The following is a 17,159-nucleotide window of genomic DNA, read 5'->3' on the forward strand; positions in this document are numbered from 1 at the left end:
TCCATGCGGCGTAGCGGAGCACAGTGTTGAATCAGAGCCCCCGACCGGAGGAGGAAAGTTATGACAATGAAGATTTCTATGCCCAAGGAGGTTCACGCGGGAGAAAAACGTGTGGCAGCCACTCCCGAGAACGTGCGCCAGCTTGCGAAGCTGGGCTTCGCCGTGGCGGTGGAGGCGGGCGCGGGGGCGGATGCCTCGTTTGCCGATGAGGCCTACCGCGAAGCGGGCGCGGAGATCGTCGCGGACAGCCGTGCCCTGTGGGCCGGGGCCGACATCGTGATCAAGGTGCGCGGCCCCGAACACCACCCGGCGCTGGGCGTGGAGGAAGCGGAACTGCTGCGCGAAGGGGCGACCCTCATCAGTTTTTTCTGGCCGGCGCAGAACAAGGCGCTGCTGGAGCGGCTGGCCGCGCGGCGTATCACGGTGCTCGCCATGGACTGCGTGCCGCGCATCTCCCGCGCGCAAAAGCTCGATGCGCTGAGCTCCATGGCCAACATCGCCGGCTACCGCGCGGTGGTGGAGGCGGCCCAGCATTTCGGCCGCTTTTTCAGCGGGCAGATCACCGCCGCGGGCAAGGTCCCGCCGGCGAAGGTTCTTGTGATCGGTGCGGGCGTGGCGGGCCTGGCCGCAATCGGGGCCGTCCGCGCCATGGGCGCCATCGTGCGCGCCTTCGACACCCGTCCCGAGGTGAAACAGCAGGTGGAGAGCATGGGGGCGGAATTCCTCGCGCTGGACTTCGACGAGGATGGAAGCGGCGCCGGCGGCTATGCCAAACAGATGAGCGCGGAATTCATCGCCGCCGAGATGGCCCTGTTTGCCGAGCAGGCGAAAGAGGTGGACATCATCATCACCACTGCGCTCATTCCGGGCAAGCCCGCCCCCAAGCTCATCACCGCGGAGATGGTCGCCTCCATGACGGAAGGGAGCGTGATCGTGGATCTCGCGGCCGAACAGGGCGGCAACTGTGAGCTCACGCAACCCGGGGAAGTGGTGGTGCGCCATGGAGTGACCCTCATCGGCTACACGGATCTGCCGAGCCGGCTCGCCGCCCAGTCGAGCCAGCTTTATGGCACCAACATCCGCCACCTCCTCGCTGATCTCGCACCGGCGAAGGACGGGAAGATCGTCATCAACATGGACGATGACGTGTTCCGCGGGGCGACCATCGCCCACGAAGGCGCCGTCACCTGGCCCCCGCCCCCGCCCAAGAAGCAGGCCATCGCACCGGCGAAGCCCGCCGCCGCGCCCATGGCCTCCGCGCCGGCCGAGGCCATGCCGCAGCGCCCGAGCGCACTCAAATCGCTCGTGATCGCGCTCACCGGGGCCGCGGCGCTGCTCGCCTTGGGGGCGGTGGCGCCCCCCGCCTTCATGGGACACTTCACCGTGTTCGTGCTTTCGATCTTCATCGGCTACCAGGTGGTGTGGAATGTCACCCCGGCGCTGCATACGCCCCTCATGAGCGTCACCAACGCGATCAGCGGCATCATCGTGATCGGTGCCCTCGTGCAGCTCGGCAGCCCCACCGTGTCGGTCGCGCTGCTTGCGGGGTTGGCCGTGCTGGTGGCCACCATCAACATCGTCGGGGGTTTTCTGGTGACCCGGCGCATGCTCAAAATGTTCCAGCGCACCTGAGGAGATCATCATGACATACGGAATGGGAGCGGTGGCCTATCTGGGCGCGAGCGTGCTGTTCATTCTGGGCTTGGGGGGGCTGAGCCATCCCGAGACCGCGCGCCGCGGTAACCTGTATGGCGCCATCGGCATGGCGATCGCCATCCTCGCCACGGTGCTCGCCATCGGCGGGGCGGGGCTGCCCGTCATCATCGGCGCCATGGTGGTGGGGGGCGCGGTCGGGTGGTTCCTTGCCAAGCGCGTGGAAATGACCCAGATGCCCCAGCTTGTGGCGGTGCTCCACAGCTTCGTGGGCCTCGCCGCGGTGCTGGTGGGGATCGGCGGCTATGTGTCGCCCCACACCGCGTTCGAAGGTGTGGAGAAGGTGATCCATGACGTGGAGGTCTATCTGGGCGTGTTCATCGGGGCCATTACCTTTACGGGCTCGCTGATCGCCTTCGGGAAACTGCAGGGCACGATCGGGGGCAAACCGCTGCTGCTGCCCGCGCGGCACTGGCTTAATCTTGCCGCCGTGCTGGTGTGCGTGGGGCTGGGTTACCTCGTCCTCACCGCCGATTCGATGCTGGCCGGGCTCATTCCGCTGCTTGCGATGACGGCGATCGCGCTCGCCATCGGCGTGCATCTGGTGATGGCGATCGGCGGCGCCGACATGCCGGTGGTGGTGTCCATGCTCAACAGCTATTCGGGCTGGGCGGCGGCCGCCACCGGCTTCATGCTGAGCAACGATCTGCTGATCGTCACGGGGGCGCTCGTCGGCTCCAGTGGTGCGATCCTTTCCTACATCATGTGCCGTGCGATGAACCGCAAGTTCCTCGCCGTGATCCTCGGGGGCTTTGGCAACAGCACGTCCACGGCTTCCGCGGACGCCGGGGGCGAGGTGGTCGCCACTTCCGTGGAGGATGTGGCGGGGATGCTGCGCGATGCCTCCGAGGTCATCATCGTGCCGGGCTATGGCATGGCGGTCGCCCAGGCGCAGGGCACCATCAGCGAGATCACGCGGAAGCTTCGCGCCAAGGGGGTCAATGTGCGCTTTGCGATCCACCCGGTCGCGGGGCGGCTTCCCGGGCACATGAACGTGCTCCTCGCGGAGGCGAAGGTGCACTACGACATCGTGCTGGAAATGGAGGAGATCAACCACGACTTTCCCAGCGCCGACGTGGTGCTGGTGATCGGCGCCAACGACATCGTCAATCCGGGGGCGCTTGAAGACCCCAACAGCCCCATCGCCGGCATGCCGGTGCTGGAGGTGTGGAAGGCGCGCACGGTGGTGGTCTCGAAGCGCAGCATGGCCACCGGCTACGCGGGCGTCGAGAATCCCCTGTTCTACAAGGACAACACGCACATGCTCTTCGGCGATGCCAAAAGCACGGTCGATGCGCTCTTGAAACAACTCGACGCGTAGTGGATCATCGGGCCTGCGTTAAAGGAGCGCTTTGCGCATATTTCGCGATGTGATGGACGGAACGAATCATTGCCCTGACGGCGGATCTGCATGGAATCCAGGCATCGGCACGGAAATCCCGGGCGAGTTTCGATCGCTGGAGACAATCTTCCGCCCGGAGTGCGTTTCCAGCAATCCCGATGAAGTCAAGGAACTCGCGGGCCTGACCGGTCTGCCGTACGAGGAACTGACGGTGTTTCGTCCGGCGCGGCTGGCGCTGCACGAAGTCATCATACGGGTTACGGCGGACATCGCCGTGAGCGAAGGCGCGACCGAGGAAGTATTCGGCCGCAACTTCCGCCGGATTGCCGGGCAGATCCGTGATCAGTACATCGCGGCCCACATGGAGGCAATCGAATGCTCCTACGCCGATCTGCGTTTGCGCGCCGATGCCTGTGTACGGCAAATACTCGAAGAAACCCTCTATCCGCCGCCCGTGCAGCCAGAATCGTGGCCATTCCCGTTCAATCTCTTGCGGCGGCCCAAAAGAAAGCCGCCGCGACCTCCCGAATCGCTTGCAGAGCACGAGCACCGGGTCATCCTGGGGTACAAGGCGGCGGGTTTTTCAACGGACGACCCTTTGCGACGGGCTGTATTCAAGAGCCTGTACCGCGTTCTTGGTGCGATCGCCGGTCGACACGGAAGCCTCGGCGCGAACCGGGATCTGCTGGCGATGCTGGTAAGCCGGCACGTCTGCAACAGCTATGGCAGCAAACTCATTGGTCAGGCGATCGGGCCGTTCATCGACGCGGCAATCGAGCGGGAGGCTTATACCCGCGTTCCCAATCGTGCGGCGCCCATCCTGATCAGCGTCAAAGGCGCATCGGCTGCTGGAAAGAGCTCGTTGCGGCCGATGCTCAAACAGATGATGCGCGAGCAAGGAATAGAACCGGACGGTTACGTTACCATCAGCCCCGATGTCTGGCGGCGCATGCTTCTCGACTACGGGTCCCTCGGCCCGGCTTACAAGTACGCGGGCCACCTGACCGGCCGCGAGTTGATGGTCATCGACGGTAAACTCGACCGCTACATCCGCGACAAGGCCAACCGGGCCCAGGCAATCCCGCACTTCTTTGTCGATCGGTTCCGCTTTGACAGCTTCTCCACCGAGTCGGTCGCCCGGGTGTTGCACGATACCTACGCCAAGTACGTGGACACCTTGTACATGTATTTTGTCGTCACGCCTCCCGAGGAAACGGTCGAGCGCGGCTGGCAGCGGGCGGTCGAGCGCGGACGCTACAAGGCGGTGGAGGACTTCCTCGGCCACAGCGTCGAGGCCTACACGGGCATGCCGAAGATCCTCTTCAAGTGGCTTGCCAGCCCACGCCCCGCGTACCGCTACTTCTTTCTGGACAACCGGGTGCCGAAGGGGACGTTTCCAAAGACCATCGCCTTCGGAAATCGGGCCGAGATCACGATTTATGATCCGGTGGCGTTCATCAACATCGAGCGTTACCAAAAAATCGATGTGAATGCGCGCACACGCGAGGAGGTCTACCCGGCGGCGCATATCATGGACGTCGTCTGGAACGCCGGCTTTCTGAAAGAATGCGTCAGGCGGATCGCGGTCGTAAATTTCGCGGACGCAGCGAGCGACACCGTCTACGCCCGAGCACGGAATGGAAGCTTCGAAGTGCTCGACAAGGCGACGCTCGCCCGGGCCCTGAATGACGAGGAAACGGCCGCCGTCATTTGCCAACTTGCGCCCGGCCTCCTCCTCGAATGCAGGCAAGCAACCCAGTGAGGGCGGTCTTGAAGTTACCCAACAAGGCGTCCCCTTGGTCTATGCATTGATCCAGCGATTCAAGCAGATGGCGCTACGCGGCTCTCACGCGAGTTTGGTCCGACTGCACAGACCCTCATTACAGTAACAGGCTCGCCCAGGTTGCCCGGGATGCGGGCAAACCCCTGCCCACCCATGTGCAAACGGATCTTGTACTTCCAGAGTGTCCTGGACTAGGCTAGCAAAGGGGCGTTGTCGGGGGATGATACTTACCCGCTGCAAAGCTCACGAGCGCAGTCGCTACTCTGGGGGAGTGACCCCCCATAGCCACACGATCGCAGAGAAGGGAGCACCATGGCACATGCATCATCTTCCATCCCCTATGGGCGCAAGACCCAGACCGCACCGGCCCTGGCAGAAGTCCACATCCTGTGGATCACGGCAGGGCTCGGCTGTGATGGCGATACCATCTCCATCACCGCCGCCACCCAGCCCAGCATCGAGGACATTGTCCTGGGGGCGATCCCCGGCCTCCCAAAGGTCCACTTGCACAACCCGGTCCTCGCCTATGAAAACGGCGACGAGTGGATGGCCTGGTGGCACAGGGCCGACCGGGGCGAGATCGAGAACTTCATCCTGGTGGTCGAAGGCTCCATCCCCAATGAGCGGATCAAGGCTGAGGGTTACTGGGCTGCCATGGGTGTGGATGAGAAGACCGGGCAGCCCATCACCACCGCGGAGTGGCTGGATCGTCTAGCCCCCAAGGCCTTGGCCGTAGTGGGCGCCGGCACCTGTGCCGCCTACGGCGGGATTCATGCCATGGCCGGCAATCCCACCGGCTGCATGGGTTTAGCCGATTACCTGGGGTGGGACTGGAAGTCGAAGATCGGTATCCCCATCGTCAATGTCCCCGGCTGCCCGGTCCAGCCGGACAATTTCATGGAAACGCTCCTGTATCTGCTCTATCAGCTCGCCGGACGCGCCCCCATGATCCCGCTGGACCAAGCCCTGAGGCCCAAGTGGTTATTCGACAGGAGCGTGCACGATAACTGTCCTCGAGCTGGCTACTACGAGCAGGCGAACTTCGCCAGGGAATACGGCTCGCCCAAGTGTCTCGTCAAGCTGGGGTGCTGGGGGCCTGTGGTGCAGTGCAACGTACCGAAGCGCGGCTGGATGGACGGCATCGGCGGCTGCCCCAACGTGGGCGGCATCTGCATTGGTTGCACCATGCCGGGGTTTCCGGACAAGTTCATGCCCTTCATGGACCCGCCCCCCGGGGCCGCCCTGTCCTCGAAGCTGATCCAACCGTACGGCCGGCTGATTCGGGCACTGCGCCGGCTCACCAACTCCACCCTCAACAAGGAACCCAAGTGGCGCCACAAGCGTGCGGAGCTTACCACTGGCTACAAGGCGAAATGATGTACAGCAGCAGCTTTGGCCAAGCCTGGGAGAGAGACCATGTCCACTGTGCCGGAAAGCGGACCGACCAAGACCATTACTTCGAACCAACTGGTGGAGATGAGCTGGGATCCGATCACACGGATCGTGGGGAGCCTGGGGATCTACACCAAGATCGACTTCGGGAATCGCCGCGTTGCCGAGTGCCACAGCACCTCATCCATCTTTCGCGGCTACAGCATCTTCATGCGGAACAAGGACCCCCGGGATGCCCACTTCATCACCAGCCGCATCTGCGGCATCTGCGGCGACAACCATGCCACCTGCGCCGTCTACACCCAGAACATGGCCTTCGGGGTGAAGCCGCCGCCCTTGGCCGAGTGGATCATCAACCTCGGTGAGGCTGCCGAGTACATGTTCGACCACTGCCTCTATCAGGACAACTTGGTGGGAGTCGACTTCTGCGAGCAGATGGTCAAGGAAACCAACCCAGGCCTGCTGGCCCGAGCCGAGCAGACCGAGTCACCCCATGCCCACCTGCACGGCTATCACACCATCGCCGAAATCATGCGGGCCCTCAATCCCTTCAGCGGCGATTTCTACCGCGAATCCCTGCAGATGAGCCGCCTGACCCGGGAGATGTTCTGCCTGATGGAAGGGCGCCATGTCCACCCCTCGACGCTCTATCCAGGCGGCGTGGGGACGATGGCCACGGTCCAAGTGTTCACCGATTATCTGACACGGCTGATGAGGTACGTCGAGTTCATGAAGAAGGTGGTGCCCCTGCACGATGACTTGTTCGACTTCTTCTACCAGGCCTTGCCGGGCTACGAGGAGGTGGGCAAGCGGCGGGTATTGCTTGGCTGCTGGGGGGCGTTCCAGGACCCTGCGGCCTGCGACTACGACTACAAGACCATGAGCCAATGGGGGCGCGCCATGTTCGTTACCCCGGGCGTGGTGATTGACAACGACCTGGTCACCACCGACCTGGTGGAGATCAACCTGCAGATGCGCATCCTGCTGGGCAGCTCCTTCTATGACGGCTGGGAGAGCAGGGAAGGATTCGTCAAGACCGACCCTCTGGGCAACCCGGTTGATCAACTCCATCCCTGGAACCAGACCACCATTCCACGGCCGCAGAAGCGCGACTTTGACGACAAGTACACCTGGGTCATGTCGCCGCGCTGGCTTGATAAGCGCAGCGGCGATCACTTGGCGCTGGATACCGGCGGGGGGGCCCTCGCCAGGCTGTGGGTGACAGCCTTGGCCGGGCTGGTGGATATCGGTTACATCAAGGCAACCGGCCAGAGTGTGAAGATCTATCTGCCGAAGACCGCGTTGCTGCCGGAGGTCGAATTCGAGTGGCGGATCCCGCAGTGGAGCAATACCCTCGAGCGCGATCGCGCGCGCACCTATTTTCAGGCGTATGCGGCGGCCGCGGCCCTTTACTTCGTCGAGCGGGCCTTGGAGGAGGTCCGCGCAGGCCGGACCGAGACCTGGACCGCGTTCAAGGTCCCCCAAGAGGCTATCGGCTGCGGCTTTCACGAGGCGGTGCGCGGCGTGTTGTCCCACCACATGGTGATCCGTGATGGCAAGATCGCCAACTACCATCCCTACCCGCCGACCCCTTGGAACGCCAGCCCGCGGGATATCTATGGCACACCGGGTCCCTTTGAGGATGCTGTGCAGAACACACCGATTTTCGAGGAAAACGGAATGGGCAAATTCAAGGGCGTCGACATCATGCGCACCGTGCGCAGCTTCGATCCCTGTTTGCCCTGTGGGGTCCATATGTACCTGGGCAAGGGGAGGACGCTCGAGACCATCCACTCGCCCACCTTCGGCCGGGCGTCCAAGTCGTGAGTCCTCGGCCTGTCCAAGAGGTCCGGGTCCCGATCCCGAGCCTACCCAAACGGGCCGCCGGGCAACGGCAGGAACCCGGGACTGGTACCCCAGTCTCCGGCACCTTCCAGAGCTTACCGCCAATATGAGCGCGGCCTATTCCTCTTCACCCCAAGGCTGGGTGGCCATCGACCGCTGCTACGAGTTGGTCGGGCTGATCCGCGCCGACTGGCAGGACCTGTCCGGAGGACCGGGGTTCGAGGCGGCCATCCAGGGCTTCTTCACCCGACTCAAGGCGAGTGCGCATTCGCCGGGGTTGCGATCCCATGCCTGAGCTCGACTTCCAGGTACTGGGCGCAGAAGTGGCCCGCTACGCTGCCTCACCGCAGCTTGTCTTCAAGCTGCTGCTAACCGCGGCCGATACCGAGACGCCCATCCACAACGTCATGCTCCAGTGTCAGGTCCGGATAGAGGCCATGCAGCGGCCTTATGAGCCCCAGGAGCAGGAGAGGCTGCTCGAGCTGTTTGGTGCCCCCGAGCGCTGGAGCCAGACTCTGCACAGCCTGCTCTGGACCTCGACCAGCGCGCTGGTCCCGCGGTTTCAGGGCAACTGTACGGTCGATTTGCCGGTCCCCTGCAGCTACGACTTCAACGTGGCGGCGACCAAGTACTTCTATGCCTTGGAAACGGGTGAGGTCCCGCTGACCCTCCTGTTCAGTGGTTCGATCTTCTATGAGGACCCGTGGGGTGGCCTGCAGATCGACCGGATCCATTGGGACAAGGAGGTCTCCTGTCGTCTTCCCGTGGGGATGTGGCGGGAGATGATGGCCCATTACTACCCCAACAGCGTCTGGCTGGTGGTGCGCCAGGATGTGTTCGACCGACTCTACCAGTACAAGCGACACCAAGGGCTCGCCACCTGGGAGCAGACCTTGGAACGCCTGTTGGGCCCTGCGGAGAAGCTGACCAAGCATGAATCTCTCCCAAGTGAGTAAGATCGTGGAGGCCGTCCTCTACGAGGGCTACATCCTCTACCCTTATCGGCCGTCGGCGGTGAAGAACCAACAGCGTTGGAGCTTCGGCGGGGTCTATCCCCGAGCCTACAGCCAGGCCCAGGGTGGTGCCGAGCCCTACAGCCTGCAGACCCAGTGCCTGCTGCAGGGGACACCGCAGACGGTGCTGCAGATGCTGGTGCGCTTCCTACACCTCATCGATCGCGAGGTCGGTGCCCTACCGCAGCCGCTGCCGGAACTGGCAGCGGGGGTCGAGCCCCCAATGCATGGGGTCGACCTGCTCGAGATCGGTGACCGACGCTACTTTCCCTGGCAAGAAGCCCGGGAGCAGACCCTGGCTGTGGCCAGGCTTGGCCTAGATGAACTACTCGACGCCCCTCAGCGGATTCCCTTTGCCGTTGCCGGTGGTCGCGAGGTGGAGCCCGTACGCGATGCCACGGGCGCGGTCGTGGCCTTGCTGGTGCGAACCTGGCAGGCGCTGGCCGGTCATGTCGAGATGATGGCGGAGCCAGTCGTAGCGGATGTGTTCCGGATCACGGTGCGGGTCGAAAACCTCACCCAGGTGACCGGGGATCTTGCCCGGGAGCAGGCCTTGCGGCATGCCCTAGTGTCGACCCATACCATTCTTGGTCTAGAGCAGGGCGCGTTCATATCGTTGCTGGACCCTCCGGGCCCGCTACGCGAGGCGGCGGCCTGTTGCGATAACATCGGCGCCTGGCCGGTATTGGTCGGCGAGCCAGGGCAGACCGATACTCTGTTCTCCTCCTCCATCATCCTCTACGACTATCCCCGGATCGCCCCCGAGAGCCCGGGCAGCCTCTTCGACAGCACGGAGATCGACGAACTGCTTACACTGCGCATCTTGACCCTGACCGAACAGGAGCAACGGGAAATGGCAGCGGTGGACGAGCATGCCCGTGCGCTGCTGGAGCGGACCCGGTCCCTGTCCCAGGCGCAGTTGCAGCGGCTGCACGGCACGATGCGCGGTATCCGCCCGGGAGCGGACGATGCGGCAGATGCCTGGATCGGCTGGGATGACACGGTACGGCTGGCCCGCTGGCAGGTGGGTGGTGTCGAGCTCAAGGCCGGGGATCGCGTCCGCCTGCATCCCGGAGTCGGTGCCGATATCCTGGACTTGGCGCTAGCGGGCAAGGAGGCCATCGTCGAAGGCATCGAACGCGACCTGGAGGGCCAAGTCCACATCGCGGTGGTGGTGGATGAGGATCCCGGCAAGGATCTGGGGATGCAGCGGCTGCCCGGTCACCGGTTCTTCTTTTCTCCGGAGGAGATCGAGCCGCTCGCCAGCAACGGAGCGCGGCGGTGAGCGAGAAACCCATCCTCATCGCCGGCATCGGCAACATCTTCCTCGGCGACGATGCCTTCGGGGTCGAGGTCGTCCAGCGTCTGGCCCGACGTCCGCTCCCCCCCGAGGTGGAGGTGGTGGATTTCGGGATACGTGGGCTCGACCTGAGCTATGCGCTCCTGGATGATTACCGGGCGGCGATCCTGGTGGACACCACCTGCCAGGGCGGCAGACCGGGAACGCTCTACGTGATTGAGCCGGAGCCTGAAACGTCGGACGATCCGTCGTTCCAGCATAGGCCGATCTCACCTCACCAGATGGACCCCACCAGCACCCTGCGTTTTGTGCAGACCATGGGCGGAAGCTGCTGCCGGATCGTGCTGGTGGCCTGTGAACCGGCCTCGTTTCGCCCGTGGGAGGAAGGGTGGATGGGGCTAAGCGAACCCGTGCTGGCGGCAGTGGATGAGGCGGTGGGGCTAATCGAATCCATGGTGAAGCAGATGCAGAAGAAATGCAATATGAGGTAGGACTTGCCGTCACAATCGATTGTGATGCGAAGGAGGTTTCCTATGAGCGGGTGGACCCTGTTCTGGATCGTCTTAGTGCTGTTGATCGTGTTCGTGGTTCTGGCCAACTTGCGGGACATCAAGCGCTACATCAAGATTCGCTTGATGTGAGAGCGCCGCGAGACCCTGATGATTGGGTGTAGGTCTACGACTGATTGCAAAAACAGCAGGTTGCGACGACACGCATGGTTGATCGAGACGAATTTTGTCTGACCCGGCTGGAGGTGGGCCGATCTCTATGCTAAACGGTAGTTGTCTTGTCGAGAGATCACCACCGGAGATCGGCCCATGGGAAGTGTAGCGAAAGTCAGTGCGGTAACGGGAGAAACTCGTGTTGTCGGCGAAGCGCTGGAGAATCTGCTGAAGTTTATGGAGGAGCGTCGGCGCAGCGGAGGTGTTGCTGAAGGCGGTTTCGAAGCCTTCGAGCGCGAGGTCCGCAAGCGCTTCAGTGAAGCGGAGCGGGAATTTATCGGCGAGGAGTTGGAGCGACTGGACGTCACGCTGCCGGAGGTGGTGATCGACGGCATACGCCACCGGCGGGTCGTCAGTGGCCGCGGCGACTACATGACGGCGGCCGGGCCGGTGAGCGTGCTGCGGCACCGCTATCGAGCGGTGGGAACGAATGGGGAAAGCGAATGCCCGCTGGAATGGCGCGCCGGGATCGTCGAAGGATATTTCACGCCGTTGGCGGCGCGCCTGGGCGTGTGGGCGGTCACGCACCTGACGCCAGCGGAAAGCGAAAGCTTGTTTCGTGAGCTGGGCGGCATGAGCCCCTCGCGCAGCAGCTTGGACCGCTTGCCGAAGGGCCTCAGCGAGAAGTGGGAAGCGCGGCGCAAGGACTGGGAAAACGCGTTGCGGGCGCAGGAAGAAGCGGTGGCCGGGGCCGCCGTGCTGGCGGTGTCGCTGGACGGCGTGATGGCGCCGATGAAAGACGGGCAGCGTGAGTCCCGCCGGGAGCAGAGCCGGCTGGAAGGGAAGCAAACCCGCGGTCCGGCGGGCCACCGCGAAGTCGGTTGCGGCAGCGTCAGCCACTACGACAAGACAGGCGAGCGCTTGCGCACGGTGCGTCATGCCCGCATGCCCGAGTCGAAGAAGCAGACCTTGAAGCGCCAATTGGTGGCGGAGGTGGAAAACGCATTTCGGCAGCAGCCGCAGTTGCGGCTGGTCAAAGTCGCCGATGGGGCGCGCGACAACTGGGAATTCCTGGCCAAGGATTTGCCGCCGGGGGAGGAAGTGGTGGATTTCTATCACGCTGCCGAACATCTGAAGCGTGCCTTCGAGCATGCCTACGGCGAGGCGTCCGTCAAGGCCCGCGCCAGTTTCGCCGAGTACCGACACGTGTTGCTGGAAGTCGACGATGGTGTTGAGAAGGTGATCCGCACCTTGGCCTATCACCACAAACGCAAGCCGCGCTGCGGTCCGCTCAAGCAGGAACTGACGTACTTCCGACGCAATCGCTCGCGCATGGACTATGCGCGGCTGCGCGCCCAGAATCTGCCGATCGGTTCCGGCGTCGTCGAAGCCACCTGCAAGACCCTTGTCACCCAGCGCATGAAGCGCTCCGGACAGCGTTGGACTACCGATGGCGGCCAAGCCATCCTCACCTTCCGCGCTCTCGCCCAAAGCGATCGCTTTGACGCCGCCTGGCAGATGGTCTCCGCAGTGTATCGACGCGACGTTTCTTTTCCCAGAAACGTCGTCCCGATCAATGCATATAGGGTAGCGTCAGTGTGAGAGTTACACCCTGATGATTGGTCAGCACGACCCAAGCCGCGGGGCCAAGAAATCCCGTGACTTGGACGAGTTGGACTATGATCAATCGCCTGCGTGGACTGGGACAAGCGTGCGCTCGCGAGGCACTGCCGACACTTGAGAAGCGAATTCCTCGTCGAGAAAGTCGAACCGTTCATCCCCATTCCGACAACGCTAGCATGAGAACGTCGGCAACCGAAATTTCCGCCTGCTGATTGCACGGCCTGGGATTGCTTGTTACCCACGTCGGTGAAAGCACCCCAGCGCCCGTCCGGCCAGCACCCCGACCACAAGTGGCACGCACGGCAGCAGCAGCGGAGGCAGCGTCACCGGCAGCACGAAGCCAACGACCGTCGCGCAGAGCGTGACGATCCCCAGGCTGGCATACAACGCGAACATCTCCGGATCGTGTTGGAGGAACTCCTTGGCCTTGATGAGCCGCGCGAATCCGCCGTCGACGACTGCAGCCAAGACGAATACCGCCAGCCAGGGCATCCATTCCCGCAGGGTGGAGAGTCGAAAGCTGGCGAGCAGCAGTAGCGCATCGACCGAGCGGAAGTAGGCGTTGTTGAAGAGGCGCTGGTTGACCGAGGACATCTCTCGGGACACCGCGCCGTTCACGCTCGCTGGAGAAGGCGCATCCTTCGCGGTAGGAATCGGCGTGACTTCGGCCGTCGAATCTTGCATGCGCATCGCCCGATCCAGCATACGGGTGGCGGGCGCGGCGCCCCAGTAGGCGGTGGCCGCTTCATGCTCGGCGCGTAGCTGTGCGAGGAAGCGTTCCGGGGGATGGGCCGACGGCACGTACAGCACCAGGACCAGCAGGACGAGCAACGACAACACGGCGACGGCGCGGATCATGCGACCGCCTTTTCCGGGGCGCGGCGCGAATCCGTATCGGGATCGAGGATCGGAAAACGCCCTTTGATGATCCGTCCGCCCGATACCGAGGCGAAGTACTGGAGGTTGGGTAGCTTGCCCAGCACATCCGCCGGCACCATCTCCTCGAAGCTCTCGGTGAGTTGGGTGGAATAGCTCGATGAGAAGTCGCCCAGGTGGGCATCCGATCCGTGGCTCAGTCCCACCCGCACCGTATGGATCGCCGTCTTGCCGAAGGTCTCGACCACGAAGTCCTGGGTCGGCCGGTCCTTGGTGCGCAGCGCGATCAGGTTGTTGAGGTTGCCCAGCGCCATGCGCGCCGCGTCTTCGCTGCCCAGCCGCTTGGCCAGGTCCGCTAGGGTCTGCATCGCGCAGGTGGTGAAGATGCCGCCCTCGGCGCCCTTGTTGAGGATCTCGATCAGCGGCTGGTTGATGACGTTCGAAACCTCGTCGACAAAGAGCGCGATCCGTCGGTAGCCGCCCAGGTTGTAGCGCATGCCGGCCCGGGCCGCCTGGTCGGCGAGCGCCAGGGCGCCGATGGCCGAAGCGACGGAAGGATCGGGCAGGGAGTCCAGGCACATGTAGAGCACGTGGCCGGCGCGCTCGATCTTCTCGAAGTTCATGATGGGCCGCCTATCGTCGGCGTCGAAGGGATCGGGCGAGAGGCTGCGTCCCAGGTCGCCCGAAGTCAGCATCGACAGGATGGGCAGCAGGTTGGCGGTGATCTTCTGGTAGTGCTCGCGATTGTGGCGGAATGTGCGCACCTGGGCGTCGATCACCTTGTTGCGCTGGTTCTGGGCGATGTGGTGCTCGTAGTAAGCGACGAAGGCCATCAGATCGGCGCTCGCGGCCTCCGACGGCCGCTTCAGGTTACCGCGGTGGGCATCGTGCAGCAGCTTCTTCATCTCGGGTAACTCGCGCCAGCCGGCACCCAGGGTCTGGTCGTAGTAGCGGCGCAGCGAGTTCTCCAGCACCGGCTCGATGCCGCCCTCAATGTACTTGGTCAGTTTCATCAGGTTCGGCCGTTCTTCGATCTCGACCAGGCCCTGCACCACGACATTGACGGCATCCCAGCCGAAGGCCGAGAAGGCGCCGGCCGTGTCCGGCGGCATGATGGACTGGATACGCGAGGCGATCTCGGTGGGCTTCTGCCAGTTGAAGGTGAAATCAAGCCGTACCCCCCGCTCCGGAAAGGCCGGGTGGAACTCCAGGAAGGTGTCCGGCTCGCGGTAGTCCGCGCAGGCGCGCTCCACAACCCGCTTCAGGCGCCGGCTGTTCTTCGGATCGATGACGATCACCACGTCGCCGCGCCGGATCGCTTGGGTGATCAGATTGGCCAGTGCCACTCCCTTGCCGGACTGGGTAGTGCCCACCAGCAGTGTGCCGCCCTCGAAGTTCTGCAGCGGCCGGTGCAATGGGCCTTCCTTGGGTTCGACGCCATGGATATAGGGCAGGCCGATCTCGGCGTCTGGCTGGGGTTTGTTGTCGTAGCCCAAGAGCCGCAGCAGGCGCGGCGACACCGCGTACTCGCGGTAGTCGATCTTTGCAAGCTCGTAGAGCCGCTGCGAATGCACGGGCCGCCATTCGAAGCCGAACCCCAGGAACACCGACGCCGGGTCCTTGCACCATCGAGCCAGGTCATCGGTGCCGATGACCTCGATGCCGCGCCCGCCCAGCGACGCCCGCAAGACCAGCATGCGCAGGGCCTGGGTTACCCGAAAAGCGCCCATCGCCAAGCAGACAAGCCCCAGCGGCAGGGACAATTGCCGGGGGAGGGCGCCAGTCACGCCGACTCCAACGAAATAGACCAGCGCCAGCCACCAGGTGATGCCGGCATAGACCTCGTAGGCCCGGCGCCAGGGCATCTCGTAGCGGCGAACCAGCATCTCAGCTTCCCTCCGCCGGTGGCGCGGCAAAGCCCGCCAGATCGAGTCCGCTCACGCAGCGTGGGTCCAGCACGATGCCGACGGTGGGGTTGCCGTTGAATTCGCGCGAGAGCGTCGGCGGGCCGTTGCGGTTTGGTTTCACCAGCAGGTTCGCCTCGGTGAGGGCACGCATGGCGAGGGATGGCTGGACGCCGCGCCGCCCGAATTCCTCCAGCGGTACGAATACTCCCTGGGCGACGGTGCACACGGTGGGCGGACCCATGCCATCGTTCAGCGTGCGAACGGCATCGGCCAGGGCGTCGCGAACGACCGGGTTCAGACGCATCGGGGCTTGCAATGTGAATGTCGCCGGTTCCAGCGAGAGTGATTCGGGTGTTTCCTCGACCGACGTCACGTGGACGTCACACTCGGCGGGCTTCTCGGGCGGCGGAGTGAGCGACAACTGGGTGTCGCTCTTCAGGGGTGCCAGCGGTGGCCCGGGAGCAGGGGTCTGCGGCGCAACTGGCGCAGACGCCGGCGCCGGCTTGAATTCCAGTGCCTGGGGCAAGGCGACGGGGGGCGGTTCGATTCCCGCGAGGAGAATGGCCGGGGCCGAGAGCTTGACGGCTTCCAGCGGGGCCTTGGCGCCGGGCGGCTGGATGGACCAAGTCGCGCGGCCCGCTGCTGCCGCTTCGAACACGCCAGCGGCCAGTAGCAGTTCCAGCATGGTCTCGGGCGCCTTGGGGATGCCGGTCAGTTGGTCCGCTTCGAGTAGTTGGTGGATATCCTCGGCGGCGCCAGGCCAGACCAGGAACAGACCGTCCTGTCCGAACCACAGGCGCGATTTCTCGCGGTTGGCTATCCAGGCCGAGTTGCCGCTGGTGAGCCGCCGCAGGGCGTCGACCAGGTAGCGCTCCAGGTGCGAGCCGTATTGCGGCGAACCGTAGCGGTCGGCGCTGGCGGCCAGGTTGCGGTCGATGACTAGCGCCAGCGAGCGGCGGACCAGTTCGTCGAGGATGTTGTGGTCGCGATAGACCGGAATGCCGCCGATACTGGCCAGCAGATGCGGCACGATGACTGCGTTGCCCTCGGAGAGGTCGGCCATCACCGCGGGCGGCACCACATGGGGCAGGGCGAACAGGCCCAGGCCGCGCGCCTCGACGGCTTGGGGCCGCCAGCGCAGGAAATAGCGCTCGCTGCCCCGGGTTGCCAGCCAGTCGGCCAGCGGCCGCAGGAAGGCCGGCCACGCCTCGCCGGCGGCATCGGTGACGCTGATATGGCTCATCAGCCGGTGCAATTCGCAACACAGCCCGGCGATGAAGGTCGCATGGCGCCAGCGGGGCTCGAGCTGGCGACGTGCCGAGATGCTCATTCGCCCCGAGAAGATATGCGCGTCGGTGCCTTGCAGGCTGAAGAAGGCGGTCTCCAGGCCGAGCCGCAGGAGCCCGCCGGGCTTGCTGAAGTAGTTGTCGGCAGTCGCCGGCAGCAGATGTACGCAGGCGGCATAGCGGCGCACCAGCGCCAACACGTCGCGCTCAAAGCTGTCTCGGTCGATGCCGTAACAGAGTTTGATGCGTGCGATCAGGTCTGCTTCGCCGGCCAGCAGATCATCGACCGGCACGGCGGCGAACCCTGGGTCGGAGGCGGGGTAGGAAGTGACATGCGTTGGCGTGACGGGCATGGCGGTACTGCAATTCCGGCGAGAATGCGCAGTGGCCATTCTCGGTGTCGGCTACCTTGCCCGT

Annotated in this window: 13 protein-coding genes; 10 read left to right on the forward strand and 3 right to left on the reverse strand. The window is 64.1% G+C overall.

Annotated features, from left to right (window positions below):
- The first annotated feature begins 78 nt into the window (after positions 1-78).
- From F1002_RS19840 to F1002_RS19885, 10 genes are all read left to right on the forward strand, one after another.
- Complete coding sequence (locus F1002_RS19840; RefSeq protein ID WP_370452211.1) at positions 79-1,632, forward strand: Re/Si-specific NAD(P)(+) transhydrogenase subunit alpha; 1,554 nt, start codon at positions 79-81, stop codon at positions 1,630-1,632.
- Between the two features lie 10 nt (positions 1,633-1,642).
- Positions 1,643-3,034: a Re/Si-specific NAD(P)(+) transhydrogenase subunit beta gene (gene pntB / locus F1002_RS19845; protein ID WP_150430781.1), complete on the forward strand. Its 1,392-nt coding sequence runs from the start codon at positions 1,643-1,645 to the stop codon at positions 3,032-3,034.
- Positions 3,035-3,086: 52 nt separating this feature from the next.
- Positions 3,087-4,817, forward strand: a complete 1,731-nt coding sequence (locus tag F1002_RS19850) for a hypothetical protein (protein WP_150430782.1) — start codon at positions 3,087-3,089, stop codon at positions 4,815-4,817.
- A 333-nt stretch (positions 4,818-5,150) separates the two neighbouring features.
- On the forward strand, positions 5,151-6,215 hold the full coding sequence (locus F1002_RS19855) for a hydrogenase expression protein HypE (RefSeq protein WP_150430783.1): 1,065 nt from the start codon (positions 5,151-5,153) through the stop codon (positions 6,213-6,215).
- A 39-nt stretch (positions 6,216-6,254) separates the two neighbouring features.
- Positions 6,255-8,057 carry a nickel-dependent hydrogenase large subunit gene (locus tag F1002_RS19860; RefSeq protein ID WP_150430784.1) on the forward strand — a complete coding sequence of 601 codons (1,803 nt, stop codon included), beginning with the start codon at positions 6,255-6,257 and terminating at the stop codon, positions 8,055-8,057.
- A 124-nt stretch (positions 8,058-8,181) separates the two neighbouring features.
- A complete protein-coding gene (locus tag F1002_RS19865; protein ID WP_150430785.1) occupies positions 8,182-8,370 on the forward strand; it encodes a DUF5947 family protein in 189 nt (62 codons plus the stop codon).
- The gene (locus F1002_RS19870) at positions 8,363-9,031 is read left to right on the forward strand and encodes a DUF6084 family protein (protein ID WP_150430786.1); all 669 of its coding nucleotides are present in this window, start codon (positions 8,363-8,365) and stop codon (positions 9,029-9,031) included. Before F1002_RS19865 ends, F1002_RS19870 begins: the two co-directional genes overlap by 8 nt.
- Positions 9,009-10,373, forward strand: coding sequence for a hypothetical protein (locus F1002_RS19875; RefSeq protein ID WP_150430787.1), 1,365 nt, complete (start codon positions 9,009-9,011; stop codon positions 10,371-10,373). Before F1002_RS19870 ends, F1002_RS19875 begins: the two co-directional genes overlap by 23 nt.
- Positions 10,370-10,879 (forward strand): hydrogenase maturation protease, encoded by a 510-nt coding sequence (locus F1002_RS19880; protein WP_150430788.1) that lies wholly within the window; start codon positions 10,370-10,372, stop codon positions 10,877-10,879. Before F1002_RS19875 ends, F1002_RS19880 begins: the two co-directional genes overlap by 4 nt.
- A 327-nt stretch (positions 10,880-11,206) precedes the next feature.
- On the forward strand, positions 11,207-12,652 hold the full coding sequence (locus tag F1002_RS19885) for a hypothetical protein (protein ID WP_150430789.1): 1,446 nt from the start codon (positions 11,207-11,209) through the stop codon (positions 12,650-12,652).
- A gap of 255 nt (positions 12,653-12,907) precedes the next feature.
- Here F1002_RS19885 and F1002_RS19890 read toward each other — a convergent pair whose 3' ends face one another.
- The 3 genes from F1002_RS19890 to mobH are packed head-to-tail and all read right to left on the reverse strand — an operon-like array spanning position 12,908 to position 17,095.
- On the reverse strand, positions 12,908-13,531 hold the full coding sequence (locus F1002_RS19890; protein WP_150430790.1) for a DUF4400 domain-containing protein: 624 nt from the start codon (positions 13,529-13,531) through the stop codon (positions 12,908-12,910).
- On the reverse strand, positions 13,528-15,435 hold the full coding sequence (gene traD / locus F1002_RS19895) for a conjugative transfer system coupling protein TraD (RefSeq protein ID WP_150430791.1): 1,908 nt from the start codon (positions 15,433-15,435) through the stop codon (positions 13,528-13,530). Before traD ends, F1002_RS19890 begins: the two co-directional genes overlap by 4 nt.
- A gap of 1 nt (position 15,436) precedes the next feature.
- Complete coding sequence (mobH, locus tag F1002_RS19900) at positions 15,437-17,095, reverse strand: MobH family relaxase (RefSeq protein ID WP_223879702.1); 1,659 nt, start codon at positions 17,093-17,095, stop codon at positions 15,437-15,439.
- Positions 17,096-17,159 lie beyond the last annotated feature (64 nt).

This window comes from Dechloromonas sp. CZR5 (assembly GCF_008711155.1).
Lineage (GTDB): Bacteria > Pseudomonadota > Gammaproteobacteria > Burkholderiales > Rhodocyclaceae > Azonexus.

Coding starts and splice junctions, on each gene's coding strand:
- F1002_RS19840 (WP_370452211.1), top strand. CDS start 79: ATGCCCAAGGAGGTTCACGCGGGAGAAAAACGTGTGGCAGCCACTCCC.
- pntB (WP_150430781.1), top strand. CDS start 1,643: ATGACATACGGAATGGGAGCGGTGGCCTATCTGGGCGCGAGCGTGCTG.
- F1002_RS19850 (WP_150430782.1), top strand. CDS start 3,087: ATGGACGGAACGAATCATTGCCCTGACGGCGGATCTGCATGGAATCCA.
- F1002_RS19855 (WP_150430783.1), top strand. CDS start 5,151: ATGGCACATGCATCATCTTCCATCCCCTATGGGCGCAAGACCCAGACC.
- F1002_RS19860 (WP_150430784.1), top strand. CDS start 6,255: ATGTCCACTGTGCCGGAAAGCGGACCGACCAAGACCATTACTTCGAAC.
- F1002_RS19865 (WP_150430785.1), top strand. CDS start 8,182: ATGAGCGCGGCCTATTCCTCTTCACCCCAAGGCTGGGTGGCCATCGAC.
- F1002_RS19870 (WP_150430786.1), top strand. CDS start 8,363: ATGCCTGAGCTCGACTTCCAGGTACTGGGCGCAGAAGTGGCCCGCTAC.
- F1002_RS19875 (WP_150430787.1), top strand. CDS start 9,009: ATGAATCTCTCCCAAGTGAGTAAGATCGTGGAGGCCGTCCTCTACGAG.
- F1002_RS19885 (WP_150430789.1), top strand. CDS start 11,207: ATGGGAAGTGTAGCGAAAGTCAGTGCGGTAACGGGAGAAACTCGTGTT.
- F1002_RS19890 (WP_150430790.1), bottom strand. CDS start 13,531: ATGATCCGCGCCGTCGCCGTGTTGTCGTTGCTCGTCCTGCTGGTCCTG.
- traD (WP_150430791.1), bottom strand. CDS start 15,435: ATGCTGGTTCGCCGCTACGAGATGCCCTGGCGCCGGGCCTACGAGGTC.
- mobH (WP_223879702.1), bottom strand. CDS start 17,095: ATGCCCGTCACGCCAACGCATGTCACTTCCTACCCCGCCTCCGACCCA.